Raw genomic sequence first — 20497 nt, forward strand, 5'->3', positions numbered from 1 at the left:
CATTTCCTATGAATATTGAACAGCAATGCTGTCTAACAATTCTAAATGCTCAAAGCGATTGACCAACGCCTGAAGTTCATATTGTAAAGGACGATCTTCCTCCACATAGGTGAAGCTCTGAAGCACCCAGTGTTGAAATGCTGTTAAAACAGGGCTGAGTTCTGTATCTACACCTTTGAGTTTAACCGCCTGAACTGCTGCACAGCTAAGTGCCGCAACCACTTGTTCGGTCAGAGTAATGACACGACTGGCATCACGCGCAGCAATGGTGCCCATACTGACTTTGTCTTGATTATGACATTCGGTTGAGCGTGAGAAAATCGACGCAGCGAGCGTCTGTTTTAAGGCTTCTGCCGTCCATGCCGAAACCCCGATTTGCACCGCTTTAAAGCCATGATTCAAGGGCAAGCGCTCAGGACTTGAGCCAGTTAAATTACGCGGTAAACCATTGTTCATTTTATAGTCCACCAACTGCGCCAACTGACGATCCATCAGGTCAGCAATATTCGCGATCATGATTTTTAGACTATCCATGGCTTGAGCAATATGTCCGCCATAGAAATGTCCCCCATGCAGTACCCGCAGGTTCACTGGGTCAATCAATGGGTTGTCATTACTTGAATTCAGCTCATTTTCAATAAACTGACGCAGCCACAGTTTAGAGTCTTCAAACACCCCAATCACATGCGGTGCACAGCGCAGTGAATAACGGTCTTGCAGGCGCGAACTTTGGTGTTCGGTTTGTACTTCACTGTTTAACCAGTCACGTAACTGCGCTGCAATATGTTGCTGTCCCGGATGTGGTTTCTGCGCAAACAAGACTTCATCAAAATGGCTTGGATTCCCTTCTAAAGCTAAAACATTCAATGCAGTAATCAAAGTACTGGCAAAAGAAATCTGTTCTGCTTTTTTATAATTCAGGCAGGCAATCGCGGTCATGACCGCTGTACCATTCATCAGGGCCAAACCTTCTTTGGGACGCATCACCAAAGGCTGCACACCTTTTTGGGCATACACTTGTGCAATCGGTACGATTTGGCCTTGATAGTACACATCGCGCTCACCGACCAATGCCCCAGCGATATAAGACAAAGGGGTCAAGTCACCACTGGCACCGACCGAACCCTCCGATGGAATCACAGGAATCACATCTTCATTCAACATCCAGACCAACCGCTGCAACAAGGCGTGCGAAACACCCGAATAGCCGCGTGCCAAAGAACATAAACGCACCACCACAACAGCACGTGCGGTAATTAAGTCTAAGTTTTGCCCCATGCCACAGCCATGAAAACGCGACAAATGTAGCGGCAGCTCATGCACTTGGTGGGCTGGAATTTCAACCAAGCACGAGTCTCCATAGCCCGTGGTCACGCCATAAATGACGCCTTCGTCTTGCAACAGCTGATCTAGGAAATCTGCGCCGCGTTGAATCAATGCTGTCCATTCAGCAGAGGTAGGCAATGCCACCTGTTTTTCTTTACGCGCTACAGCCACAACATTTTCAATACTGAGCGGAGTTTCCCCAACAATTAACACAAGACTTATCCTTTATTCCAAAAATTATAAAAATTAAACCATTGATAGGGCGCGCGTATGCAATGCTGTTCCAACAGTTCCACATACTGGCGTGTGGTCTGTTGCATGACCTGTAAACGCTCTTTACGTGGCCAATTTAACTGCTCCGCTACTTGGTGAATATGCACTTCAAAATGTGTATCGACCCGATAGCAAAACACCGCCAGCACAGGAGCTTTTAATAAACTGGCCAAAATCCATGCACCCTGAGGCCACAGCGCTTGCTCACCTAGAAAAGCAACCGATTGTACCCGATCCGACTGCACGGGTACGCGGTCTGCCGCCACAATCACCCATTCACCCTGATCCAATTTATCCTGCAAAATCAGTGCTGTTTCGATTCCTAGCTCATCCACCGAAACCAAATTAACATCGGCATGTTCATTCAGTTTTTTTAAAAATGCATTGAATTTGGTGGCATGTTTTTGATAGACCAACACATTAATTTTCTGCGGATGCTCTGCTTTGACGGCGCGCAGCAATTCAATATTGCCAAAGTGTGACACCACTATCACCGCACCTTTTTGATAGTGCGACCGAAAGTGCGCATGACCATGTAGCTTTAAGTTTTGCTCAGGAATATGCCCAAGCCAACCTTCAATTTTATCTAAAATACATTCGCCAAATTGCATCAAATGCGTATAGCTGTGCCACAGCTGCGGCTCAGCCTGAAACGGCGACTGCGCACCGGCAAAATGATGTAGTTTTTTTAAGTACAACAGGGAAGCCTGACGCGCGGTATTGGAAAAGAGCCAGTACCATAAAATCACAAAGTACAAGATGACTCGGCACAGCCAGCGCCCACCTAAACGGTAGAAACCCAGCATCAGCATCAGCGGTAACATCCCGCCCCGCTCTTTCACGGCGCTCCATTTCTGCATATGCTTCTCTGACCGCCTTAGCCTTTGACTTTCTGATAAATCAGCTTGGGGAGCCGCAGCAGCATGCCACCCAATAAGCGACTGTGCGCGCGCGCCATGCCCAAATTGTCACGCCAAACATCAAAATGTGAAATGCCACCTTCGGGGTAAATCACATGCGTGGGCAGATTGATAAACGGCACATTGTCCCATTTCAAACGCACCAAAATTTCCGAGTCAAAGCCCATCCGCGGTTGAAACTTGGCTGTATTTAAAATGTTCACCGTCTGTGCCAAAGGATAAACACGAAAGCCACACATACTGTCTTTAATGTCAAAAGACAGGCTATTAATCCACACCCAAATATGTGTTGCATAACGGCCATAGAGACGTTTTTTCGGCACAGTCGCATCAAAGATCGGCTGACCAATAACCATGGCATCAGGATGCTGGATAGATGTGTCTAAAAAGCGCTGTACATCCTGCCAGTCATGTTGTCCATCGGCATCCAGTTGCAAGGCATGGCTATAGCCGCATTGAAAGGCATGCTTGAGACCCGTGATCACCGCCTGCCCCTTGCCCTGATTATAGGTATGTTCAACCAAATCGACCCTTGGGTAGTCCTGCGCGAGCTGATCTAACACCGCCGTACAATCGGCATCACTGCCATCATTCACCATAATGATAGGCAACTCAAAAGTGCTTAAATGTGACAATAACGCGGCCAAATAATGCGGATGGTTATACACAGGAATCACAAAGCAGTGTTTCATTTTGTCTCTCGGCTTAAACGTCTGAAGGGACAGCAAACAGTAAGCGTCCTGATGCCAATATTTTGTCATGATTTTTCAGCTCAAAGCTGACCTTATGCGCTTTACGGCTAAGCACCAGTTCCACCGCTTGATAGGGTTGGATCAATCCTTGAAATTTTAACTGCTCAAAACCATTACACCACAGTAAATCCGCCCAGTTTTGTTTGGCAAAATGTTGAATAAATCCAATTTGCCCTACGCCCGGATAAATCGGGAAGTTCGGGAAATGCCCTTTAAAGCATTCCAGCTCAGGAATAAATTCCAAAGCATAACTGATCTGCGTATCCTGAGACTGCTGCGTCAATACCACAGGCAAGATCATCGGTTGAAAGAGTGATTTTAAATACTGTTTATTCAGCTTCGATTGTGCATTTTGTGGCATTTGCGTTAAAAACCGCCACTGCCGCGGAATCGCGATACTTTCCAGCTTCTGTTGTAATTGTTTTTTCAATTGTGCGGTAAATACAGCTTTGCCCTTTTCGGTGAGCAGTGCCCGAGCATCCTCGGTCAACACCGCCACCACCGCCAAAATCTGGCGCTGTTCTTTTTCATGAATTAAGACATGGCAGTGTTGTATTTCGACCAACTCAGCAATTTTTGCTTCAATGGCATCGAGACTTAAACGCTTTTCTTCGAGTTTGACAATACGGTCCAAACGCCCCAATAACTGAAACGGACTTTTGGGATTCTGTACATCTGCAACCTGCACTTTATCTCCAGTTAAAATCCAATCCGCGCTAAAGGCATGGTTGGTTTTGACGGCTAACTCTTGCTGATCGGCACAGTTAATTTCGACATTGGCAAAGGGTGTCCATAGCGCATCATCCGCCTGACGGTGGGCGATCCCGCCTGTTTCAGAACTGCCAAACACTTCGGTAATCGGGCGGTTCAGCAAGGGACGCACGCCTGTATCCAACTTTCCACCAGAAGAATAGACTCTATGGCAGTCCTGCAATACCACATCTGTAGTCCAGCGCTTCAACAACGCAGGACTTGAAATGACATAATTGGGTAGTTGCAGATGGGCTATTTTCTTTTGAAGATCGACCACATCTTCAGGGAAAGCCAGTTGTCTTTGATAGAAACTGCGCCCACTGGCTAAGGGCCACAACAACTTAAACAACAAACCATAAATATGTTGATGGCTCACCGTAGCAATCGCGACCGCCTGCTCAGGCAAGTCAAAGCTGGCCTCTAAACCGCAGACTTCATTGAAAAGCTGTTGCAAGGTGCGCGGAATCTTTTTCGGCTGCCCAGTTGAACCCGAAGTATAAAAATACAGCTGGGCCTGATTGAAAAAAGCAGCATCAAATTGAAGCACTAATGTAGATGGCACTGTCGACGGCAAACGTTTTAAAAAATAAATCTGCTGTTCAGCCAATTCTTTTTCTAAGTCGCTGACCCGATGCGGCGGCAACAGCACTTGCTTGCTTGCTTGCAATGCCGCAAACAATAATACTAAAAACTCATAACTGTCTTCTTGCCAAAGCGCCCATACAGACTGTTCCAACGGCTGAATTTGCGCAGCCTGTTCAGCCACATCTAGCCAAAAAGTGTGAAAGGAAACGAAACTTAAGTCCGCCTGAATACACAAGGGACGCGATGAATGGAGATGCTGCTGAAAATGACAAGACATATAATTTGTTTTTAAAACCGTATTTCTAATCGCTATAGTTCGGGGCCACTGTTTTAAGTTAACCTGACGGAGATGCTGTTATTTCTGAACTTGATGCAGTCGCTGCTGGCGTTTGCGCAACACAAACTCACCCAGTAACAGTCCACCCATCAAGACATAAGAGATCAAGCCGTTATACAGCACCCAAATCTTCATCGGTGCAAAGAAAACAGTGATCAAAGCAAGGACCGCATTGATGCAAAAAAAACCACACCAAACTTTGGTGACTTGACGGGTCCATTGTACCCCTTCTTCGGGCAAATTAGGTTCTGCCAAACGTGCAAAACGTTCAATCATTGAAGGGGGTCGAATCAAGGTGCTGGCAAAAATAAACAACGCCCCGAGACTCATAAAGACAGGATAGAGTTTAAGCCACGCATGATCTTTTAAAATCAAACTCAGCCCGCCACATAAAATGGCAAAACCCGTCAATGGCCACAGCAGGGCATTGCCCTTACTCAAGAGACGTAAAATGCCCAGTGCAATCAATACCGCACTGACCCAGACATACTGTCCATGCGCCAAAGCATAAGCCACAAAAAAAGGATAGAGGATCAATCCGACCCCTGCTATCCCTTTTAAAATGTTGTTCATGCAGCCGACATATTCTGAATCACGGCCACCACATCTTGAACGGTACGCACATTTTTAAAGTCTTCAGGATTAACTTGTTTACCTGTCAGCTCTTTAATTTTTACGACCAAATCAATGGCATCAATACTGTCGACATCGAGGTCTGAAGCTAGGTTTGATTCTAACTGCACATCTTCAGGCGCAATTTCAAACAGCTCTTCCATCCACTCACGTAATTTTTCTAACACGGTTTCTTGTGCAAGCATAGCAACCTCTTATGCTGTTTTCTGTGCTTCAACCAAAGCCACTAAGCTTTGAATTGATTTAAAATGTTCTTTGGTTTCTGCAGACTCTGCATTTAGATGAATGCCATAGCGCTTTTTCAATGCCAAACCCAGTTCTAAAGCATCAATCGAGTCCAAACCCAGACCATCACCAAACAAAGGCGCGTCTGTATCAATATCTTCAATACGGATGTCTTCAAGGGCGAGGACATCAATAATCATTTGCTTTAATTCATCAGCAAGATTGCTCATTTACGGATAACTCTTGGTTAAAAAACCACTGTAATTGTTGATTTAATTGACGCACATTTTTGGGATTGACCGTTACATCATCCAATACGTCTTCCACTCGGATCGCATCCAACACTTTCACATGGATATGAAAAGGCTGTTCTGGAATGTGATACCACTTTTCATTTTTAGTCAGGGTCGATGGCGTGCAGCTAATCAGCACAGGGCGAATCGGCACACCAGCACGCAAAGCAATATTGGCTGCACCACGCTGAAAGTCATTCAATTGCTCGCCTTTTGCTGTCCGTGTCCCTTCAGGAAAGATCAACAAGGACGCCGCATGATCCTGCTGTAATTTGTGTACACAGTCCTGAATAAACTGTTCAGAACCTGCATTTAAAATATAGCCTGCGCTTTGCACAGGGCCTTTGGTAAATGGATTTGACCACAGCGCCTGCTTGACGACGCAGTTTGCTTGTTCCATTAAACCAATTAAAACCACCACGTCAATCAGTGTCGGATGATTGGCAATGACCAACTCTTGTTGACTGTTTTGTAATTTCTCCAAACCTTCAACCGTATAGGTCATAATGCCCAGTTTCACCATCATTTCGGTGAAACCTTTAAAACTGTGTTTAATCACCTTTTGAGTACGTTGCTTGCGAAGCTCAAGGTCTGCTGAGCTCAGCTTGACCAGAGGTGCAATCAAACCACCAATCGCCACACCGCCTAAGCCAAAGCTGGCAAAACTAAACCCTGTCGCTCCAACACGCCAGACATAGTTGGCTTTTTGCTTGATTCGATTTAATTTCAGCATTTCGTCCACGCTTCAGATTCAGTTTGCTCAGGATTATTCCAAAACGTATTAAATGCTAAAGCCTGCTGATAAGTAGGCATTGCATCCGCATGCTTTGGCGCCAACATCAAATTGGCAGGCGCTAGTGAAATCACCGTGGCCATTGCAAAAGCAGCAAATGACTGATGCTCGATATAAATGTCCGGCAAGGCTTCATCATAATACACCAGCAAAACCTGACGAGCTTCTGGCCTTGTTTTTAACCATGCATAGGCTTCAATCAACCCATCATTCCACGAACCCGCCAAACTGGTCGCAGGTGTCGCATCCTGACATAAAATAGAATATAAGCCTGAAATTGCATTATGTACCGAGGTTGAAAATTGAGTCGGTGAAGGGGTTTGCTCGCGTAACACATCTGCTAAAATATTCAGTGTTTTTGCTTCATCGCCATATTGCGACACCCACACAATATAATCGACTTTGTGGGTATCTAAAGTCTGCATTGCGCTATTCAAAGCCAGCTTTGCCAGACGCGATAAGCGCCGGCGTTGCATCGCAGGAATGTACTCTATAGCTGATAATTCTTGATCAACCAAGCTCATATTCAAGCGGGATACGTGGAGTTGCATCATCATGATCAGTGTTTAAAAGTTGACAAATTATCAGGCGCGCAATTATAGCACTGAGCCACATTTTTCACAAAAAATAACAAGCGCTGATAGGTTCAAAAAAGGAGGATGCAGCAACACTGATCCCCCTCCTTAAAACAAGAGCAACTAGATATAATATTGCGTTCTTTTCTTGGCAAATTTATCCAGTTGTTTTAAAAAGCCTTCGAAATAATCCTTCTCTTTTTCCTCAGTACGATAGCCTGCATAAAGAGTACGACGCAAACCTTCAGGCGCTACGCAGTCCAAACGACGCGAAGTCACCCAACCCTTTTGTTCATATTCGTTCACCACCCAATCGGGTAATGCCCCAATACCACGCCCACTTGCCACCAGTTGAATCAACATTTGGGTGAGGTCGGTGGTGCGGATCTGTTTCGGCAGGATATTGGCCGGAATAAACAGACGCGACATAATATCTAAACGGTGCTTATCCACTGGATAGGTCACCAAGGTTTCTTCTGCAAGTTCTTGCACGGTAATGTCTTTGGCACGAACCAAAGGATGGGTATTGGATAAAACCAAACGCGATTCATACTCAAAAATCGGAAAATACTCCACCCCTTTTAACGCAATCGGGTCGGCTGTAATCAATAAATCAAACTCACCCGTCTGCAATAACTCATGCGGATTGGCCTCAAAACCTGAAGCGAAGTCCAGATCAACATCTGGATATTGTTGGCGATATTGATTTAATAACGGCATTAACCAATCGAAACAGCTATGACACTCTGAGGAAAAAGTAATACGTCCAGTTTGACCATGCACAATACGGGTGATGTCGCTTTGTGCAATTTGCACCTGCGGCAACACTTCATCAGCCAGTTTTAACAAACGCTGTCCCACATTAGAAAAGCTAACGGGACGGCTACGACGGTTTACCACTTCAACCCCAAACCACTGGTCTAACTCACGCAACTGGTGCGACAAAGCTGAAGGCGTTAAGCATAGGTCTCCCGCAGCAGCCACCAATGAGCCATGCTCTCTTAAAGCGGTTAAGGTTTTTAAATGGCGGAGTTCTAACATCTGGCGCGGCCCAATTTTTTAATCTTGATGAATACGGTATAGCTTAACCTATAAAAGTGAGATTCACTTATTTTTTTTCACCTTAATATATTTTTAATTAGTTTATTTCATTTTAATATCTATGATCTGCAACAAAAACACTCGCCCCATTTACAGAGAATGAAAAAATTTAAGCATTCAAATTCACAATCTTCATGATCCGTACATGTGCGCCAATCGAGAAGTAAGGCTTTCTTTTATAACTGTGGATGACTTTTAAGCCCATCTCTTAATCATGCCTAGGTTGAAGCGTGATTCCTTCAGTTTTTTGAGAGGTACAACGACCGAATCCAGCCCACCAACTGTCCTATTTAACTCGTGGCTATGCATCGAACTCTTGTGATATCTCTACTTTGATACAACGAAATCATGTGAGAGCAAGCAGCATGCTCTTGTACCTGAGTTAAATTCAGCTCAAATATTGAGAACTGATGATTCTGATCTTTCATCGAAATTGAGGGGCTAAGCGCTGAAAAAGCATACCGTGCTGACAGCAGAACTTCTCACCACCCTAGTCTTCGGGCTTTTTTATGTTCCACGTGAAGCATTATGTAAATATCGAATCAAAGTCGCTTGTCTCTCAAACTGATGAAATGCAAAACAGAGCATACAAAAACAAAAAAGCTTCCGACTAGGAAGCTTTTTTAGATCTTAGATTTAACCATCAATCGTGAGCTTTAAAATCTCAGCTTTGGTATAACCCCGTTCTTTTAAAAGATGTTGAATGGCTTTTTTCTCATCTTGATCTTCAAGGAATTTACAGCGTTGGATCAAACGCATATCGGTCTCATACTGAAAGTTATGACGACACTCCAATTCCTTATTGGAAGGCGTAGTAAAAAAATGAAGCACAGCTAGATACTCTCTTTCTTGCTGTTGAAGTGGCCCGCCTTCAACGAATACCTATCTAACACAACTGTTAAACACCCTTTGTGTAAATGATGACGAATCTCGCTCCATTATGCAAGTTTGGGCCTCTCAAATGTTCTCTCTCTACTCATCTTCAGCGCTCAATACAGGTCTTAATCATCGGCCAAAGTCGATTTTAATCATGAAAATTCATCAGCTCATCCTGAGAATTCTTCATCCAATCGCCGCTAATCCGCTCGTTAGACGTTTTAAACTGTCAGGTTTAAATAGATAAAAATCATTCAATATGTCGAAGCTCGAACGTCAGAAACTTAGCCTCCCCACAGGTCATGACAAACTGCTCTTGCATTCCTGCTGTGCACCTTGCTCAGGTGAAGTCATGGAAACCCTGATTGAATCAGGTATCGATTTTTCCATCTTTTTCTATAACCCCAACATTCACCCTGTAAAGGAATATCTGATTCGCAAAGAAGAAAATATTCGCTTTGCAGAAAAACATCATATTCCATTTATTGACTGTGATTACGACACAGACAACTGGTTTGCACGTGCCAAAGGTATGGAAAATGAACCAGAGAAAGGCATCCGTTGTACCATGTGTTTTGATATGCGTTTTGAACGGACGGCGTTATATGCAGCAGAACATGGCTTTAGTCTAATCAGCAGCTCTCTCGGTATTTCCCGTTGGAAGAATATGCAGCAGATCAATGAGTGTGGCCACCGTTCTGCTTCACATTATGCGGGCATTCACTACTGGGACTACAACTGGCGCAAACATGGCGGTGCGGTACGCATGCTGGACATCAGCAAACGTGAAGAATTTTATCAACAAGAGTACTGTGGCTGTGTGTATTCACTGCGGGATAGCAACCGCTGGCGCATAAGCCAAGGCCGTGAACGCATCAAACTCGGACAAAAGTTCTATTCCAATGCCATGGATCAGGACAGCTGATTTCAGCCCGCAGCCTCCACATACCAATTTTTCCAAGAGCTGGTTCCACGCACCGCAATCGACACGGTCGGAATCAGCTTTTCTTTTAAGATCTTGGTTTGTCCAACGGCTTTGGCTAAGCGTGCTTTGACTGAATGAATGCATTCACGGTCACCAAATTCACAGCGGTCTAAGCTGGTTCCACCACAGGGCCCATTGGCCAAGCCTTTGGGGCAAGTTTCAGGGCAAATATACAAGGTTTCGCCTAAACGGCATTGACCGCAACTTTCACAGCCCACCACCGCATGTTTACTCAAATGCTCTGTTTTCAGTAGCGCTTGATTGGCACGCAAGCGATCCCAAACATTAAAATTAAAAATAAACCGCCCCACGCCTTTGGCCAGTTTAGATTCGAATAAAACATCATGCATCAAATGCAGATGTTGGTATTTAATAATCTGACTTGAAGTCGCAGGCCGTGAATAATAAGCCAGCTTTGGATGAAACTCTGTACTGGTTTGCACCTGCCAAAGCGTATTCCAAAGTTGTTCACACTCAGCAAAACTCAAATGCCGATATTCTTCAATATAGCTTTCTAGCAACACTTGCTCTTCAGGCTGATGGCAAGCCGATAAATGCACCCCCGCAAAACCCAAATGTCGACACATTAGAATCTGTAATGCGCAGCGCACATAAACGCGATCACTTAAACCCTGTTCTTTTTCCTGTTGCAACACCTGCAACATATGCGGGGTGATCACAATGCCGGCCACATTATGCTTCAGCATAAACTTAGCCCGTGCCAAGGTCAGTGGCATGACACAGGCTAACATTTTTTGAGCATACTGATGCCGCGCTAAAAATGCATGTGCATCTTGCAAAGCAGCCATGTCATAGCCCAATTGGGTAATCACATAATCGGCCCCTGCTTTCATTTTTTTATGCAGTTTTAAATATTGCGCCTCTTTTTCCGCTTCCGCATATTTAAATGGATTAAACGCTACACCGATATGAAAACCGCCTTGGCGTTTGGCTTCCATGACAGCATTCACCGACTCCAAATAACGTGTTCGGGGTTCTAGGTCGTGGCTATAGCAGTGCTGTTTTAATTTATCACCCGTTAAGAGCAACAAGTTCTTTTGACCCCGTGTTTTTGCATCTTGCAAAAACTGCTCAAAGTCTTGTATATCGCGTGCCTTCCCCGAAAAGTGAATGACTTTCTCAATCTCTTGTGGATACTGTTTGGCGACTTGCAAAGGCGCTTCATCGTCATCCGCATGTACCCGATCAGCCAAAGTCATACAAGCAGGAAAACCTGCAAATTGAGTTTTCACAGGCCACTGGGCTTGGTGTGCGCTTAAGTATTCAACCAATACGCAAAATTGTTGCTGTGCAAAATATTGAGCAAGTAAGGACATCACAGGAGAAATAATCCAGAGGATTAAAAAAGAAGAATTATAGTACAAATCAAAAATAGATGACGAATCGTATGGTTTTTCGCGACGGCACATTCAATATTTTTTAACTCATCCTCTACCCGATGAGAGAACTCAAATATCCACCCCGATCTGATTCATCAGTTGCAGCACCCTGCTCAAAATGAACCTGATGGTCAATTTCAAAAAAAGAAGGTACTCTAGCGCTCAACCACACGCCGCCAATAGCGCAACATTTTTCTAGACTACCTATTCACTAAGCCGATTGATCTATTTTCGATAAAATTATTCTTTTTTATGCTTTTCAATTGCTTAAAGACTAAGCACATTTCAGCTTTTTAAAATAAAGGCATCTTTTCAAGCTGGGACTGACTGTGTATAACAATGGACGACTCAAGGAAATGATTCGCACATAGGCAAAAGCCAGAAAAAAGCTTAAACTATGTGCCAATGAAAACAAATGATATGTCGTCCATGGCGACAACGATGAAGGTGAAGGTTGATGCCGCTCAATACCGTTGAAGAGCTAGTTGCAGATATCCGTGCAGGTAAAATGGTCATCCTGATGGATGACGAAGATCGTGAAAATGAAGGTGATTTAGTTATCGCAGCGACCCATGTTCGCGCAGAAGACATCAACTTTATGATCACCCACGCACGTGGTTTGGTGTGCTTAACGCTCAGCCGTGATCGCTGTAAACAATTGAATCTTCCATTGATGGTCGATGCCAATGGCGCACAACATGGCACCAACTTCACGCTCTCCATTGAAGCGGCAGAAGGTATTTCTACAGGGATTTCACCTGCAGAACGTGCGCATACTATTCAAACGGCAGTAGCGGCACATGCAAAACCATCAGATATCGTTCAACCAGGACATATTTTCCCATTGATGGCGCAGCCTGGTGGCGTTCTACACCGCGCAGGTCATACCGAAGCAGGTTGTGATTTATCTCGCCTAGCGGGTCTAGAGCCTGCATCGGTCATCTGTGAAATCATCAATGAAGATGGCACGATGGCGCGTCGTGCCGATCTTGAAATTTTTGCTGAAAAGCATGGTTTAAAAATTGGTACCATCGCGGATCTGATCCACTATCGTATGACCAATGAACAAACCGTTGAACGGATTGATCAGCAAAGCATTGATACCGAATATGGCACTTTTGACTTATATCGTTACCGCGAATTAGGCAATCCAGATATTCACTTGGCTTTGGTGAAAGGCGAACCAAAAGAAGGGGTAACCACCGTTCGTGTCCATGGTTTCAACCCTGTTCGTGACCTGCTCAAACTCAACAAAAAAGACGGCGAGCCCGCATGGAATCTCGACAAAGCGCTGCAAGAAATCGCAAGCAGCGATCGGGGTGTTTTGGTTTGGATTGGCCAGCGTCATTTACAAGACTTAGGCCCAGCCTTAGACAGCCTTACAGCACCAAAACCAACCAAATCCAATGCTGCTTTATCTCAGCAGTACCAAACCATTGGGGTGGGCGCACAAATTTTACGTGATTTAGGCGTAGAAAAGATGAAGCTTTTGAGCTCACCTTTACGCTTTAATGCACTCTCTGGGTTTAATTTAGAAGTGGTGGAATATATCACCGCACATCAAACAACTTAAAAAATCATCGAGGTTGCTATGGCAATTCGCCGTATTGAAGGTATGTTACATCTCGCTAGCGAAGGCCGTTATGCGATTTTAGTGGGTCGTTTTAATAGTTTTGTTGTCGAACATCTATTAGAAGGTGCAATTGATACATTGAAACGTCATGGTGTATCAGAGGATAATATCACTGTTGTTCATGCACCAGGCGCGTGGGAACTTCCTGTCGTGGCTAAAAAATTAGTGGCGTCTGAACGCTTCGATGCCATCATTGCACTGGGTGCTGTGATTCGTGGTAGCACACCGCACTTCGACTTTGTTGCAGGTGAATGTGCCAAAGGTTTAGGTGTGGTTGGCCTAGAATCTGGTCTTCCAGTGATTAATGGTGTATTGACTACGGATAGTATTGAACAAGCGATTGAACGCTCGGGTACAAAAGCAGGTAATAAAGGCGGCGAAGCTGCTCTTACTGCAATTGAAATGGTTAACTTGTTAAAGGCTATTTAACGCTATGTCGCAAACATTGCAAGCAACTTATGCAGCAAAACGTAAAGCACGTCGCTTTGCTGTACAAGGAATTTACGAATGGCAAATGAGCCACAATCCAGTCCATGAGATTGAAGCACGTACGCGTGTGGAAAATGCCATGCACAAAGTGGATCTGAGCTATTATCATGAATTGTTAACCCAAGTGGTTGCCAATCATGAAGCATTGGATGCGCTCTTAATCCCTGTGCTTGATCGCGAAGTTTCTGCGCTTGATGGCGTTGAACTTGCGACCCTTCGTTTAGGCGCATATGAACTCAAGGAACATCTTGAAATTCCATATCGTGTCGTTTTAGACGAAGCGATCGAGCTTGCTAAACATTTTGGCGGTGCAGACAGCCATAAATACATCAATGGTGTATTAGATCGTTTAGCAACAACTTTACGTGCAGCAGAAAAGCAACAAGCGAACTCACAGTAGTAGATTTGTTGTATGGCTGAGTTTTCGATCATTGATACCTATTTTAATCGTAAGAGTCCTCATTCTGTCGATTTAGGCGTCGGTGACGACTCAGCCTTGCTCACCCCACCACCACAGCAACAATTGGTCATTTGTGCCGATACCTTGGTTGCTGGACGTCACTTCCCGCTTGATACTAGCCCACATGCGATTGGCTGGAAATCTGTCGCGGTCAATTTATCTGATATCGCCGCAATGGGCGCGAAACCTCAGAGTATTTTACTGGCTTTGAGCTTACCCCAAATTGATCATGACTGGCTCAAAGGTTTTAGTCAGGGTTTATATGATTGCTGTGATCAATTTGGCGTGAGTTTAATTGGTGGAGACACCACCCAAAGCCCACATCTCACCATTTCCGTGACAGCACTGGGTTGGGTCGATATCGGTCAAGCCATCACTCGCTCTGCCGCTCAAGTGGGTGATTTGATTTGTGTCAGTGGTACTGTCGGCGATGCTGCTTTTGCCCTGCAACACTTAGGCCACCCTCTCCAACACCGTTTGGACTACCCTACCCCACGCTGTGAACTGGGGCAAGCACTCAAAGGCTTAGCGCACAGTATGATTGATGTGTCAGATGGCTTAGCACAAGACTTAAGTCATATTTTAAAAGCATCCCATGTGGGCGCGACCCTACAGCTTGATCAATTGCCCATCAACACCACGCTACAAGATTTAACACGAGAACAACAATGGCAATATGCTTTGGCGGGTGGCGATGACTATGAATTATGCTTTACAATAAGCCCGCAGAATTATGAAAAACTTTTGCAACAACAAAACCATAGCAGCATCAGTGTCATTGGAAAAATTGATGCCGAAAGTGGTCTGCGTTTTCAACAAAATGGCTTAGACCATTCCTTGCAATTTAATGGATATCAACACTTTGCATAAGCCCCCTATCCTCTTTCGTCAGATGTCTTGGTATGACCGTTTCATCGTATTTTGTGGTGTAGGGTTTGGCTCAGGGCTAGCACCCAAAGCACCAGGAACGTTTGGTTCTGCATTCGCACTGCTGTTCGTCCCGATTTGGCTTGCAATTGGCTTATCGAACACCATTATTGCCATCATCCTCATGTCTCTAATTGGCATTTATATCTGTGGGCATACTGCCAAAGTGATGGGCGTCCATGATGATGGGCGTATTGTATGGGATGAGTTTGCTGGCCAGTCCATCACCTTTTTGCCTGTCCTGTATTTAGGGCAAATGAATTGGCTCTGGCTGCTGCTGGGTTTTATTTTATTTCGTATTTTTGATGTGTGGAAACCGTGGCCGATTCGTGTCATTGACCAAAAAGTCGAAGGTGGCTTTGGTATTATGCTCGACGACCTGATTGCAGGACTTTGGGCTGCACTTTGTATTTGGATTTATTTTTATTTCACTGTGGCTTAGGCCATTTTTAGGATTAGAACATGTCAACGACTGTTATTATTCTTGCTGCAGGTAAAGGAACACGTATGCGTTCTTCTTTACCCAAAGTACTACAACCACTTGCAGGACGTCCTTTACTTGGTCATGTCATCGACACTGCAAAAAAATTAAATGCAGCCAATATTATTACAATTTATGGGCACGGCGGAGCACGAGTTCAAGAAACATTTACTCATGAAAAGATTGAATGGGTGGAACAAGCTGAGCAACTCGGAACAGGTCATGCAGTGCAAATGACACTCCCAGTCCTTCCACAGGAAGGCAGCTCACTGATTTTATCAGGCGATGTACCTTGCATCTCTCAAAACACGCTACAAAAATTACTCAATGCAACTGCCGAGACAGGCATTGGTCTAGTGACTTTAACTTTAGCCGATGCAACTGGTTATGGCCGTATAGTGCGTGAGAATGGTCAGATTCAGGCGATTGTTGAACATAAGGATGCGACCACAGAGCAGCACCAGATTAAAGAAATTAATACTGGTATTTACTGTGTCAGCAATGCCAAATTACATGAGTGGTTACCTAAACTCAGCAATAACAATGCGCAAGGTGAATATTACCTGACTGATATTGTAGCAATGGCCTTAGCTGATGGGATGCAAGTCGCATCGGTTGAGCCTGAACAAGCCTTCGAAGTTGAAGGAGTCAATGATCGTATTCAGCTCGCCGCATTAGAACGCCAATTCCAAACCGATCAAGCCAAAAAGTTGATGCAGCAAGGTGTGCATTTAATTGATCCTAGTCGCTTTGACCTTCGTGGAAATTTAACCGTTGGACAGGACGTACGCATTGACATCAATGTGATTATTGAAGGCGAATGTGAATTCGGCGACCATGTAGAAATTGGTGCAGGTTGTATCATCAAAAACACCAAGATCGCAGCAGGTACAAAAGTTCAGCCGTATAGCATCTTTGATAATGCTATGGTCGGCGAAGATGCGCAGATTGGTCCTTTTGCTCGTTTACGACCAGGTGCAAAACTGGCTGCTGAAGTGCATATTGGTAACTTCGTTGAAGTCAAAAACACCAGTATTGGCCTCGGTTCAAAAGCCAACCACTTTACCTATTTAGGTGATGCTGAAATTGGTGCAGGCTCGAACATTGGTGCTGGGACTATTACCTGTAATTATGATGGTGCAAATAAATTTAAAACCATCATTGGTGATGCCGCATTTATTGGTTCTAACAGCTCATTGGTTGCACCTGTCACGATTGGCAATGGGGCAACCGTCGGCGCAGGTTCAACCATTACCCGTGATGTTGCAGAGAATAGCTTAGCGGTAGAACGCTCTAAGCAAGTTGAAAAAGAAAACTATCAACGTCCACAAAAGATGAAGAAATAAGAGGATTAAATTATGTGCGGTATTGTCGGTGGCGTTGCAGAACGTAGTATTACCAATATTTTAATTGAAGGTTTAAAGCGTCTTGAATATCGTGGCTATGACTCTGCGGGTTTAGCGCTGGTCAATCAAGGCCAAGTTTTACGCGAAAGACGTGTCGGTAAAGTTTCAAATTTAGAAGAAGCCGTTAATCAATCCAATATTCTCGGTTCTCTGGGTATTGCGCATACCCGTTGGGCAACCCATGGTAAACCCACTGAAGATAATGCACATCCGCACATTTCTGGCGATGTTGCTGTAGTCCATAACGGTATTATTGAAAACTATCAAGAACTTAAAGATGATCTTGAAGCTTTAGGCTATGTATTTACCTCACAGACCGATACCGAAGTAGTTGCTCACTTGGTTAAAGATGCCTTAAAGTCAACTCCAAGCTTGCTGGAAGCTGTGCAACAAGTCGTGCCTCAGCTTAAAGGGGCTTATGCACTGGGTATCGTACATACAGACCATCCAGATGAACTGATTACCGTGCGTGAAGGTTCACCTTTGGTCATTGGGGTCGGTATTGGCGAAAACTTTATTAGTTCAGATCAATTGGCTTTACTGCCTATTACCAATCGTTTTATTTACCTTGAAGAAGGTGATATTGCTCGTTTAACCCGCAATAGCATTGAAGTTTTTGTCGCTGGTCAACGGGTCGAGCGCCCAATTAAAGAATTAGATGCTGCGGTCAGCAATGCATCTAAAGGTGAATATAAACATTACATGCTCAAAGAAATTTATGAGCAACCTGAAGCAATTCAACAAACCATTTCTCAAGCCCTAGATGGCAATGCACTGCGTGGAGACTTTCTTGCCCATGCAGTCGCGGATTTCCAAAAAATTCAGCAAATCCAAATCATTGCCTGCGGGACCAGCTACCATGCAGGGATGATTGCCAAATATTGGTTTGAACAACTGATTGATCTACCGTGCCAAGTAGAAATTGCGAGCGAATTCCGCTATCGCAGCCCTGTCATTGTCAATCACACACTTTATGTCTGCATTTCACAATCTGGTGAAACCGCTGATACTTTAGCCGCACTGCGTGATACCCAAAAGCGTGCTGCAGCAAAAGGTACTGACATCACCACCATGACTATTTGTAATGTCGCAACATCGTCTATGGTACGTGAGACCAATCATAGTTTGCTTACACTGGCGGGTCCTGAGATTGGTGTAGCATCAACCAAGGCGTTTACCACGCAGCTTGCAGCACTGATGTTATTGGTCCTAAAAATCGGTACAGTTAAGAAGAGCATTTCTGTACAGCATGTGGCTGAGATTACGGCTGAACTTTGGCATACCCCTAAAGTAATTTTAGATACCTTACGTAATGACCCTGAAATTTTACGTTTATCTGAACTCTTCGTAGAGAAGCAGCACTGCTTATTCTTAGGTCGTGGCACGAATTTCCCGATCGCACTTGAAGGGGCATTGAAACTCAAAGAGATTTCATATATCCATGCTGAAGGCTATGCCGCAGGTGAACTTAAACATGGTCCGCTCGCTTTAGTCGACAATGACATGCCTGTGGTCATTCTCGCACCGAAAGATGATATGCTCGATAAACTCAAATCGAATATGGAAGAGGTTCAAGCTCGTGGTGGTGAGCTCTTTGTCTTTGCCGATGAAAATAGTGGCATTAAAGCCAAAGACCGTCAGCATGTGGTTTATGTACCAAGCATTAGCCCAATATTGGCTCCAATTGTTTATAGCGTACCTGTACAACTGCTGTCTTATCATGTTGCAGTCCTTCGTGGCACGGATGTCGACCAACCTCGAAACCTCGCTAAATCGGTCACTGTAGAATAATTATTTAAATAAAGGCTGGGTATCCAGCCTTTATTCTTTATCTAAATAGAGAATTGCATATGTCGCAACTTACCTGCTTTAAAGCCTATGATATTCGTGGCAAGCTCGGGACAGAGCTAAATGAAGAAATTGCCTATAAAATTGGCCGTGCATATGGGCAAATTTATCAACCCAAAACTGTGGTTATCGGTTGCGATATTCGTCTGACCAGTGAAAGTCTCAAACAAGCCACTATTCAGGGCTTAAATGATGCTGGGGTGGATGTCCTTGATCTTGGTATGACAGGTACAGAAGAGGTTTACTTTGGCGCATTTCATCTCGATGTTCAAGGCGGTATTGAGATTACGGCGAGCCATAACCCCATGGATTACAATGGGATGAAATTGGTTCGAGAACAAGCACGCCCTATTGGTGCAGATAGTGGTCTGGCAGAAATCCAAGCCTTAGCAGAATCGGGGGCATTTACAGAAGTCACGCAAAAAGGCTCAACCACACCATATAATATTCTGCCTGAGTTTATTGAACACCTTATGGGGTATATTAATCCTGCAAAAATCCGCCCATTAAAATTGGTCGTAAATGCAGGAAATGGCGCCGCAGGTCATGTCATTGATGCGATCGAAGAAAAATTTAAAGCCCTAAATATCCCTGTTGAATTTATTAAAATTCACCATGAAGCCGATGGCCATTTCCCCAATGGCATTCCCAACCCAATTTTAGTTGAAAATCGTGATAGCACACGCCATGCTGTACTTGAACATCACGCAGATATGGGTATTGCATGGGATGGTGACTTCGACCGCTGTTTCCTGTTTGATGAAAAAGGACAGTTCATTGAAGGTTATTATATTGTTGGCCTTTTAGCACAAGCCTTCTTACTCAAACAATCAGGCGAAAAAATTGTCCATGACCCACGTCTAATTTGGAACACCTTTGATGTCGTAGAGAAATATCAAGGTATCCCTGTTCAGTCTAAATCAGGACATTCCTTTATTAAAGACAAAATGCGTGAGCACAATGCTGTTTATGGCGGTGAAATGTCTGCACACCATTATTTCCGCGATTTTTCTTATTGCGATAGTGGAATGATTCCATGGTTGTTGGTTGTTTCCGTACTGTCTGAAACTGGACAATCATTGTCCTCATTGGTTGAAGAGATGATCACTAAATTCCCCTGCTCTGGGGAAATCAATTTTAAAGTCGCAGATACTCAAGCCACGATTCAAAAGCTTTTTGACCATTTCGCAGATCAAAATCCAAGTATTGACCACACAGATGGCGTAAGTTTAGATTTTGGTGCTTGGCGCTTTAACGTACGTGCTTCAAACACAGAGCCCCTATTACGTTTAAATATTGAAACTCGTTTAGACCAACATCCAAAGCCGATGCAAGACTATGTTGATGAATTGACTCGGTTGATTCAAAATTAATTTCTCGGTTTTAAATATAAAAATAGGCACCTTAAGTGCCTATTTTATTGTGC

The 20497-nt window shown here is 44.2% G+C and carries 21 protein-coding genes; 9 read left to right on the forward strand and 12 right to left on the reverse strand.

All coding sequences use genetic code 11. From position 1 onward, the window contains the following. Positions 1 to 6: 6 nt before the first annotated feature. From JZ787_RS14370 to JZ787_RS14420, 11 genes are all read right to left on the reverse strand, one after another. On the reverse strand, positions 7 to 1539 hold the full coding sequence (locus JZ787_RS14370) for an aromatic amino acid ammonia-lyase (protein WP_346312668.1): 1533 nt from the start codon (positions 1537 to 1539) through the stop codon (positions 7 to 9). A 5-nt stretch (positions 1540 to 1544) separates the two neighbouring features. Continuing rightward, positions 1545 to 2459, reverse strand: coding sequence for an acyltransferase (locus tag JZ787_RS14375; protein ID WP_346312669.1), 915 nt, complete (start codon positions 2457 to 2459; stop codon positions 1545 to 1547). 17 nt (positions 2460 to 2476) lie between these two features. Next, positions 2477 to 3211, reverse strand: coding sequence for a glycosyltransferase family 2 protein (locus JZ787_RS14380; protein ID WP_346312670.1), 735 nt, complete (start codon positions 3209 to 3211; stop codon positions 2477 to 2479). Between the two features lie 13 nt (positions 3212 to 3224). Beyond that, a complete protein-coding gene (locus JZ787_RS14385) occupies positions 3225 to 4886 on the reverse strand; it encodes an AMP-binding protein (protein WP_346312671.1) in 1662 nt (553 codons plus the stop codon). Positions 4887 to 4964: 78 nt separating this feature from the next. Beyond that, entirely contained in the window at positions 4965 to 5519 is a 555-nt protein-coding gene (locus JZ787_RS14390) for a septation protein IspZ (RefSeq protein WP_346312672.1), read from the reverse strand. Next, positions 5516 to 5764, reverse strand: a complete 249-nt coding sequence (locus JZ787_RS14395) for an acyl carrier protein (RefSeq protein ID WP_234965112.1) — start codon at positions 5762 to 5764, stop codon at positions 5516 to 5518. The genes JZ787_RS14390 and JZ787_RS14395 overlap by 4 nt, the downstream gene beginning before the upstream one ends. Before the next feature lie 9 nt (positions 5765 to 5773). After that, on the reverse strand, positions 5774 to 6034 hold the full coding sequence (locus JZ787_RS14400) for a phosphopantetheine-binding protein (RefSeq protein WP_005012584.1): 261 nt from the start codon (positions 6032 to 6034) through the stop codon (positions 5774 to 5776). Continuing rightward, positions 6018 to 6830 (reverse strand): lysophospholipid acyltransferase family protein, encoded by an 813-nt coding sequence (locus JZ787_RS14405; RefSeq protein ID WP_346312673.1) that lies wholly within the window; start codon positions 6828 to 6830, stop codon positions 6018 to 6020. The genes JZ787_RS14400 and JZ787_RS14405 overlap by 17 nt, the downstream gene beginning before the upstream one ends. Continuing rightward, on the reverse strand, positions 6824 to 7444 hold the full coding sequence (locus JZ787_RS14410) for a beta-ketoacyl synthase chain length factor (RefSeq protein WP_346312709.1): 621 nt from the start codon (positions 7442 to 7444) through the stop codon (positions 6824 to 6826). The genes JZ787_RS14405 and JZ787_RS14410 overlap by 7 nt, the downstream gene beginning before the upstream one ends. 144 nt (positions 7445 to 7588) lie before the next feature. After that, the gene (locus JZ787_RS14415; RefSeq protein WP_004684302.1) at positions 7589 to 8506 is read right to left on the reverse strand and encodes a LysR family transcriptional regulator; all 918 of its coding nucleotides are present in this window, start codon (positions 8504 to 8506) and stop codon (positions 7589 to 7591) included. A gap of 696 nt (positions 8507 to 9202) precedes the next feature. Beyond that, positions 9203 to 9325, reverse strand: a complete 123-nt coding sequence (locus JZ787_RS14420; protein ID WP_004684300.1) for a hypothetical protein — start codon at positions 9323 to 9325, stop codon at positions 9203 to 9205. 376 nt (positions 9326 to 9701) lie between these two features. Between JZ787_RS14420 and JZ787_RS14425 the strand changes: the two genes are divergently transcribed. After that, positions 9702 to 10367, forward strand: coding sequence for an epoxyqueuosine reductase QueH (locus JZ787_RS14425; RefSeq protein ID WP_087013739.1), 666 nt, complete (start codon positions 9702 to 9704; stop codon positions 10365 to 10367). Positions 10368 to 10369: 2 nt separating this feature from the next. Here JZ787_RS14425 and JZ787_RS14430 read toward each other — a convergent pair whose 3' ends face one another. Then, positions 10370 to 11764: a methylenetetrahydrofolate reductase C-terminal domain-containing protein gene (locus JZ787_RS14430; RefSeq protein ID WP_104221760.1), complete on the reverse strand. Its 1395-nt coding sequence runs from the start codon at positions 11762 to 11764 to the stop codon at positions 10370 to 10372. A 520-nt stretch (positions 11765 to 12284) separates the two neighbouring features. Here JZ787_RS14430 and ribBA point away from each other — a divergent pair. Genes ribBA through JZ787_RS14470 form a run of 8 tightly spaced genes read left to right on the forward strand, consistent with a single transcriptional unit; the run spans position 12285 to position 20444 of the window. Continuing rightward, positions 12285 to 13400, forward strand: coding sequence for a bifunctional 3,4-dihydroxy-2-butanone-4-phosphate synthase/GTP cyclohydrolase II (ribBA, locus tag JZ787_RS14435; protein ID WP_004983924.1), 1116 nt, complete (start codon positions 12285 to 12287; stop codon positions 13398 to 13400). A gap of 18 nt (positions 13401 to 13418) precedes the next feature. After that, on the forward strand, positions 13419 to 13889 hold the full coding sequence (gene ribE / locus JZ787_RS14440; RefSeq protein ID WP_004684294.1) for a 6,7-dimethyl-8-ribityllumazine synthase: 471 nt from the start codon (positions 13419 to 13421) through the stop codon (positions 13887 to 13889). 4 nt (positions 13890 to 13893) lie between these two features. Next, positions 13894 to 14349 (forward strand): transcription antitermination factor NusB, encoded by a 456-nt coding sequence (gene nusB / locus JZ787_RS14445; RefSeq protein WP_004983920.1) that lies wholly within the window; start codon positions 13894 to 13896, stop codon positions 14347 to 14349. Positions 14350 to 14361: 12 nt separating this feature from the next. Further along, positions 14362 to 15279 carry a thiamine-phosphate kinase gene (gene thiL, locus JZ787_RS14450; RefSeq protein ID WP_160362077.1) on the forward strand — a complete coding sequence of 306 codons (918 nt, stop codon included), beginning with the start codon at positions 14362 to 14364 and terminating at the stop codon, positions 15277 to 15279. Continuing rightward, a complete protein-coding gene (locus tag JZ787_RS14455; protein WP_004983912.1) occupies positions 15257 to 15778 on the forward strand; it encodes a phosphatidylglycerophosphatase A in 522 nt (173 codons plus the stop codon). Before thiL ends, JZ787_RS14455 begins: the two co-directional genes overlap by 23 nt. 20 nt (positions 15779 to 15798) lie before the next feature. Then, positions 15799 to 17163: a bifunctional UDP-N-acetylglucosamine diphosphorylase/glucosamine-1-phosphate N-acetyltransferase GlmU gene (glmU, locus tag JZ787_RS14460; protein WP_346312674.1), complete on the forward strand. Its 1365-nt coding sequence runs from the start codon at positions 15799 to 15801 to the stop codon at positions 17161 to 17163. Positions 17164 to 17175: 12 nt separating this feature from the next. Next, a complete protein-coding gene (glmS, locus tag JZ787_RS14465) occupies positions 17176 to 19014 on the forward strand; it encodes a glutamine--fructose-6-phosphate transaminase (isomerizing) (RefSeq protein WP_346312675.1) in 1839 nt (612 codons plus the stop codon). Positions 19015 to 19073: 59 nt separating this feature from the next. After that, on the forward strand, positions 19074 to 20444 hold the full coding sequence (locus JZ787_RS14470; protein WP_346312676.1) for a phosphomannomutase CpsG: 1371 nt from the start codon (positions 19074 to 19076) through the stop codon (positions 20442 to 20444). Positions 20445 to 20497 lie beyond the last annotated feature (53 nt).

Origin of the sequence: Acinetobacter sp. BWR-L5, from assembly GCF_039655985.1 — a bacterium.
GTDB classification, from domain to species: Bacteria; Pseudomonadota; Gammaproteobacteria; order Pseudomonadales; family Moraxellaceae; genus Acinetobacter; species Acinetobacter johnsonii.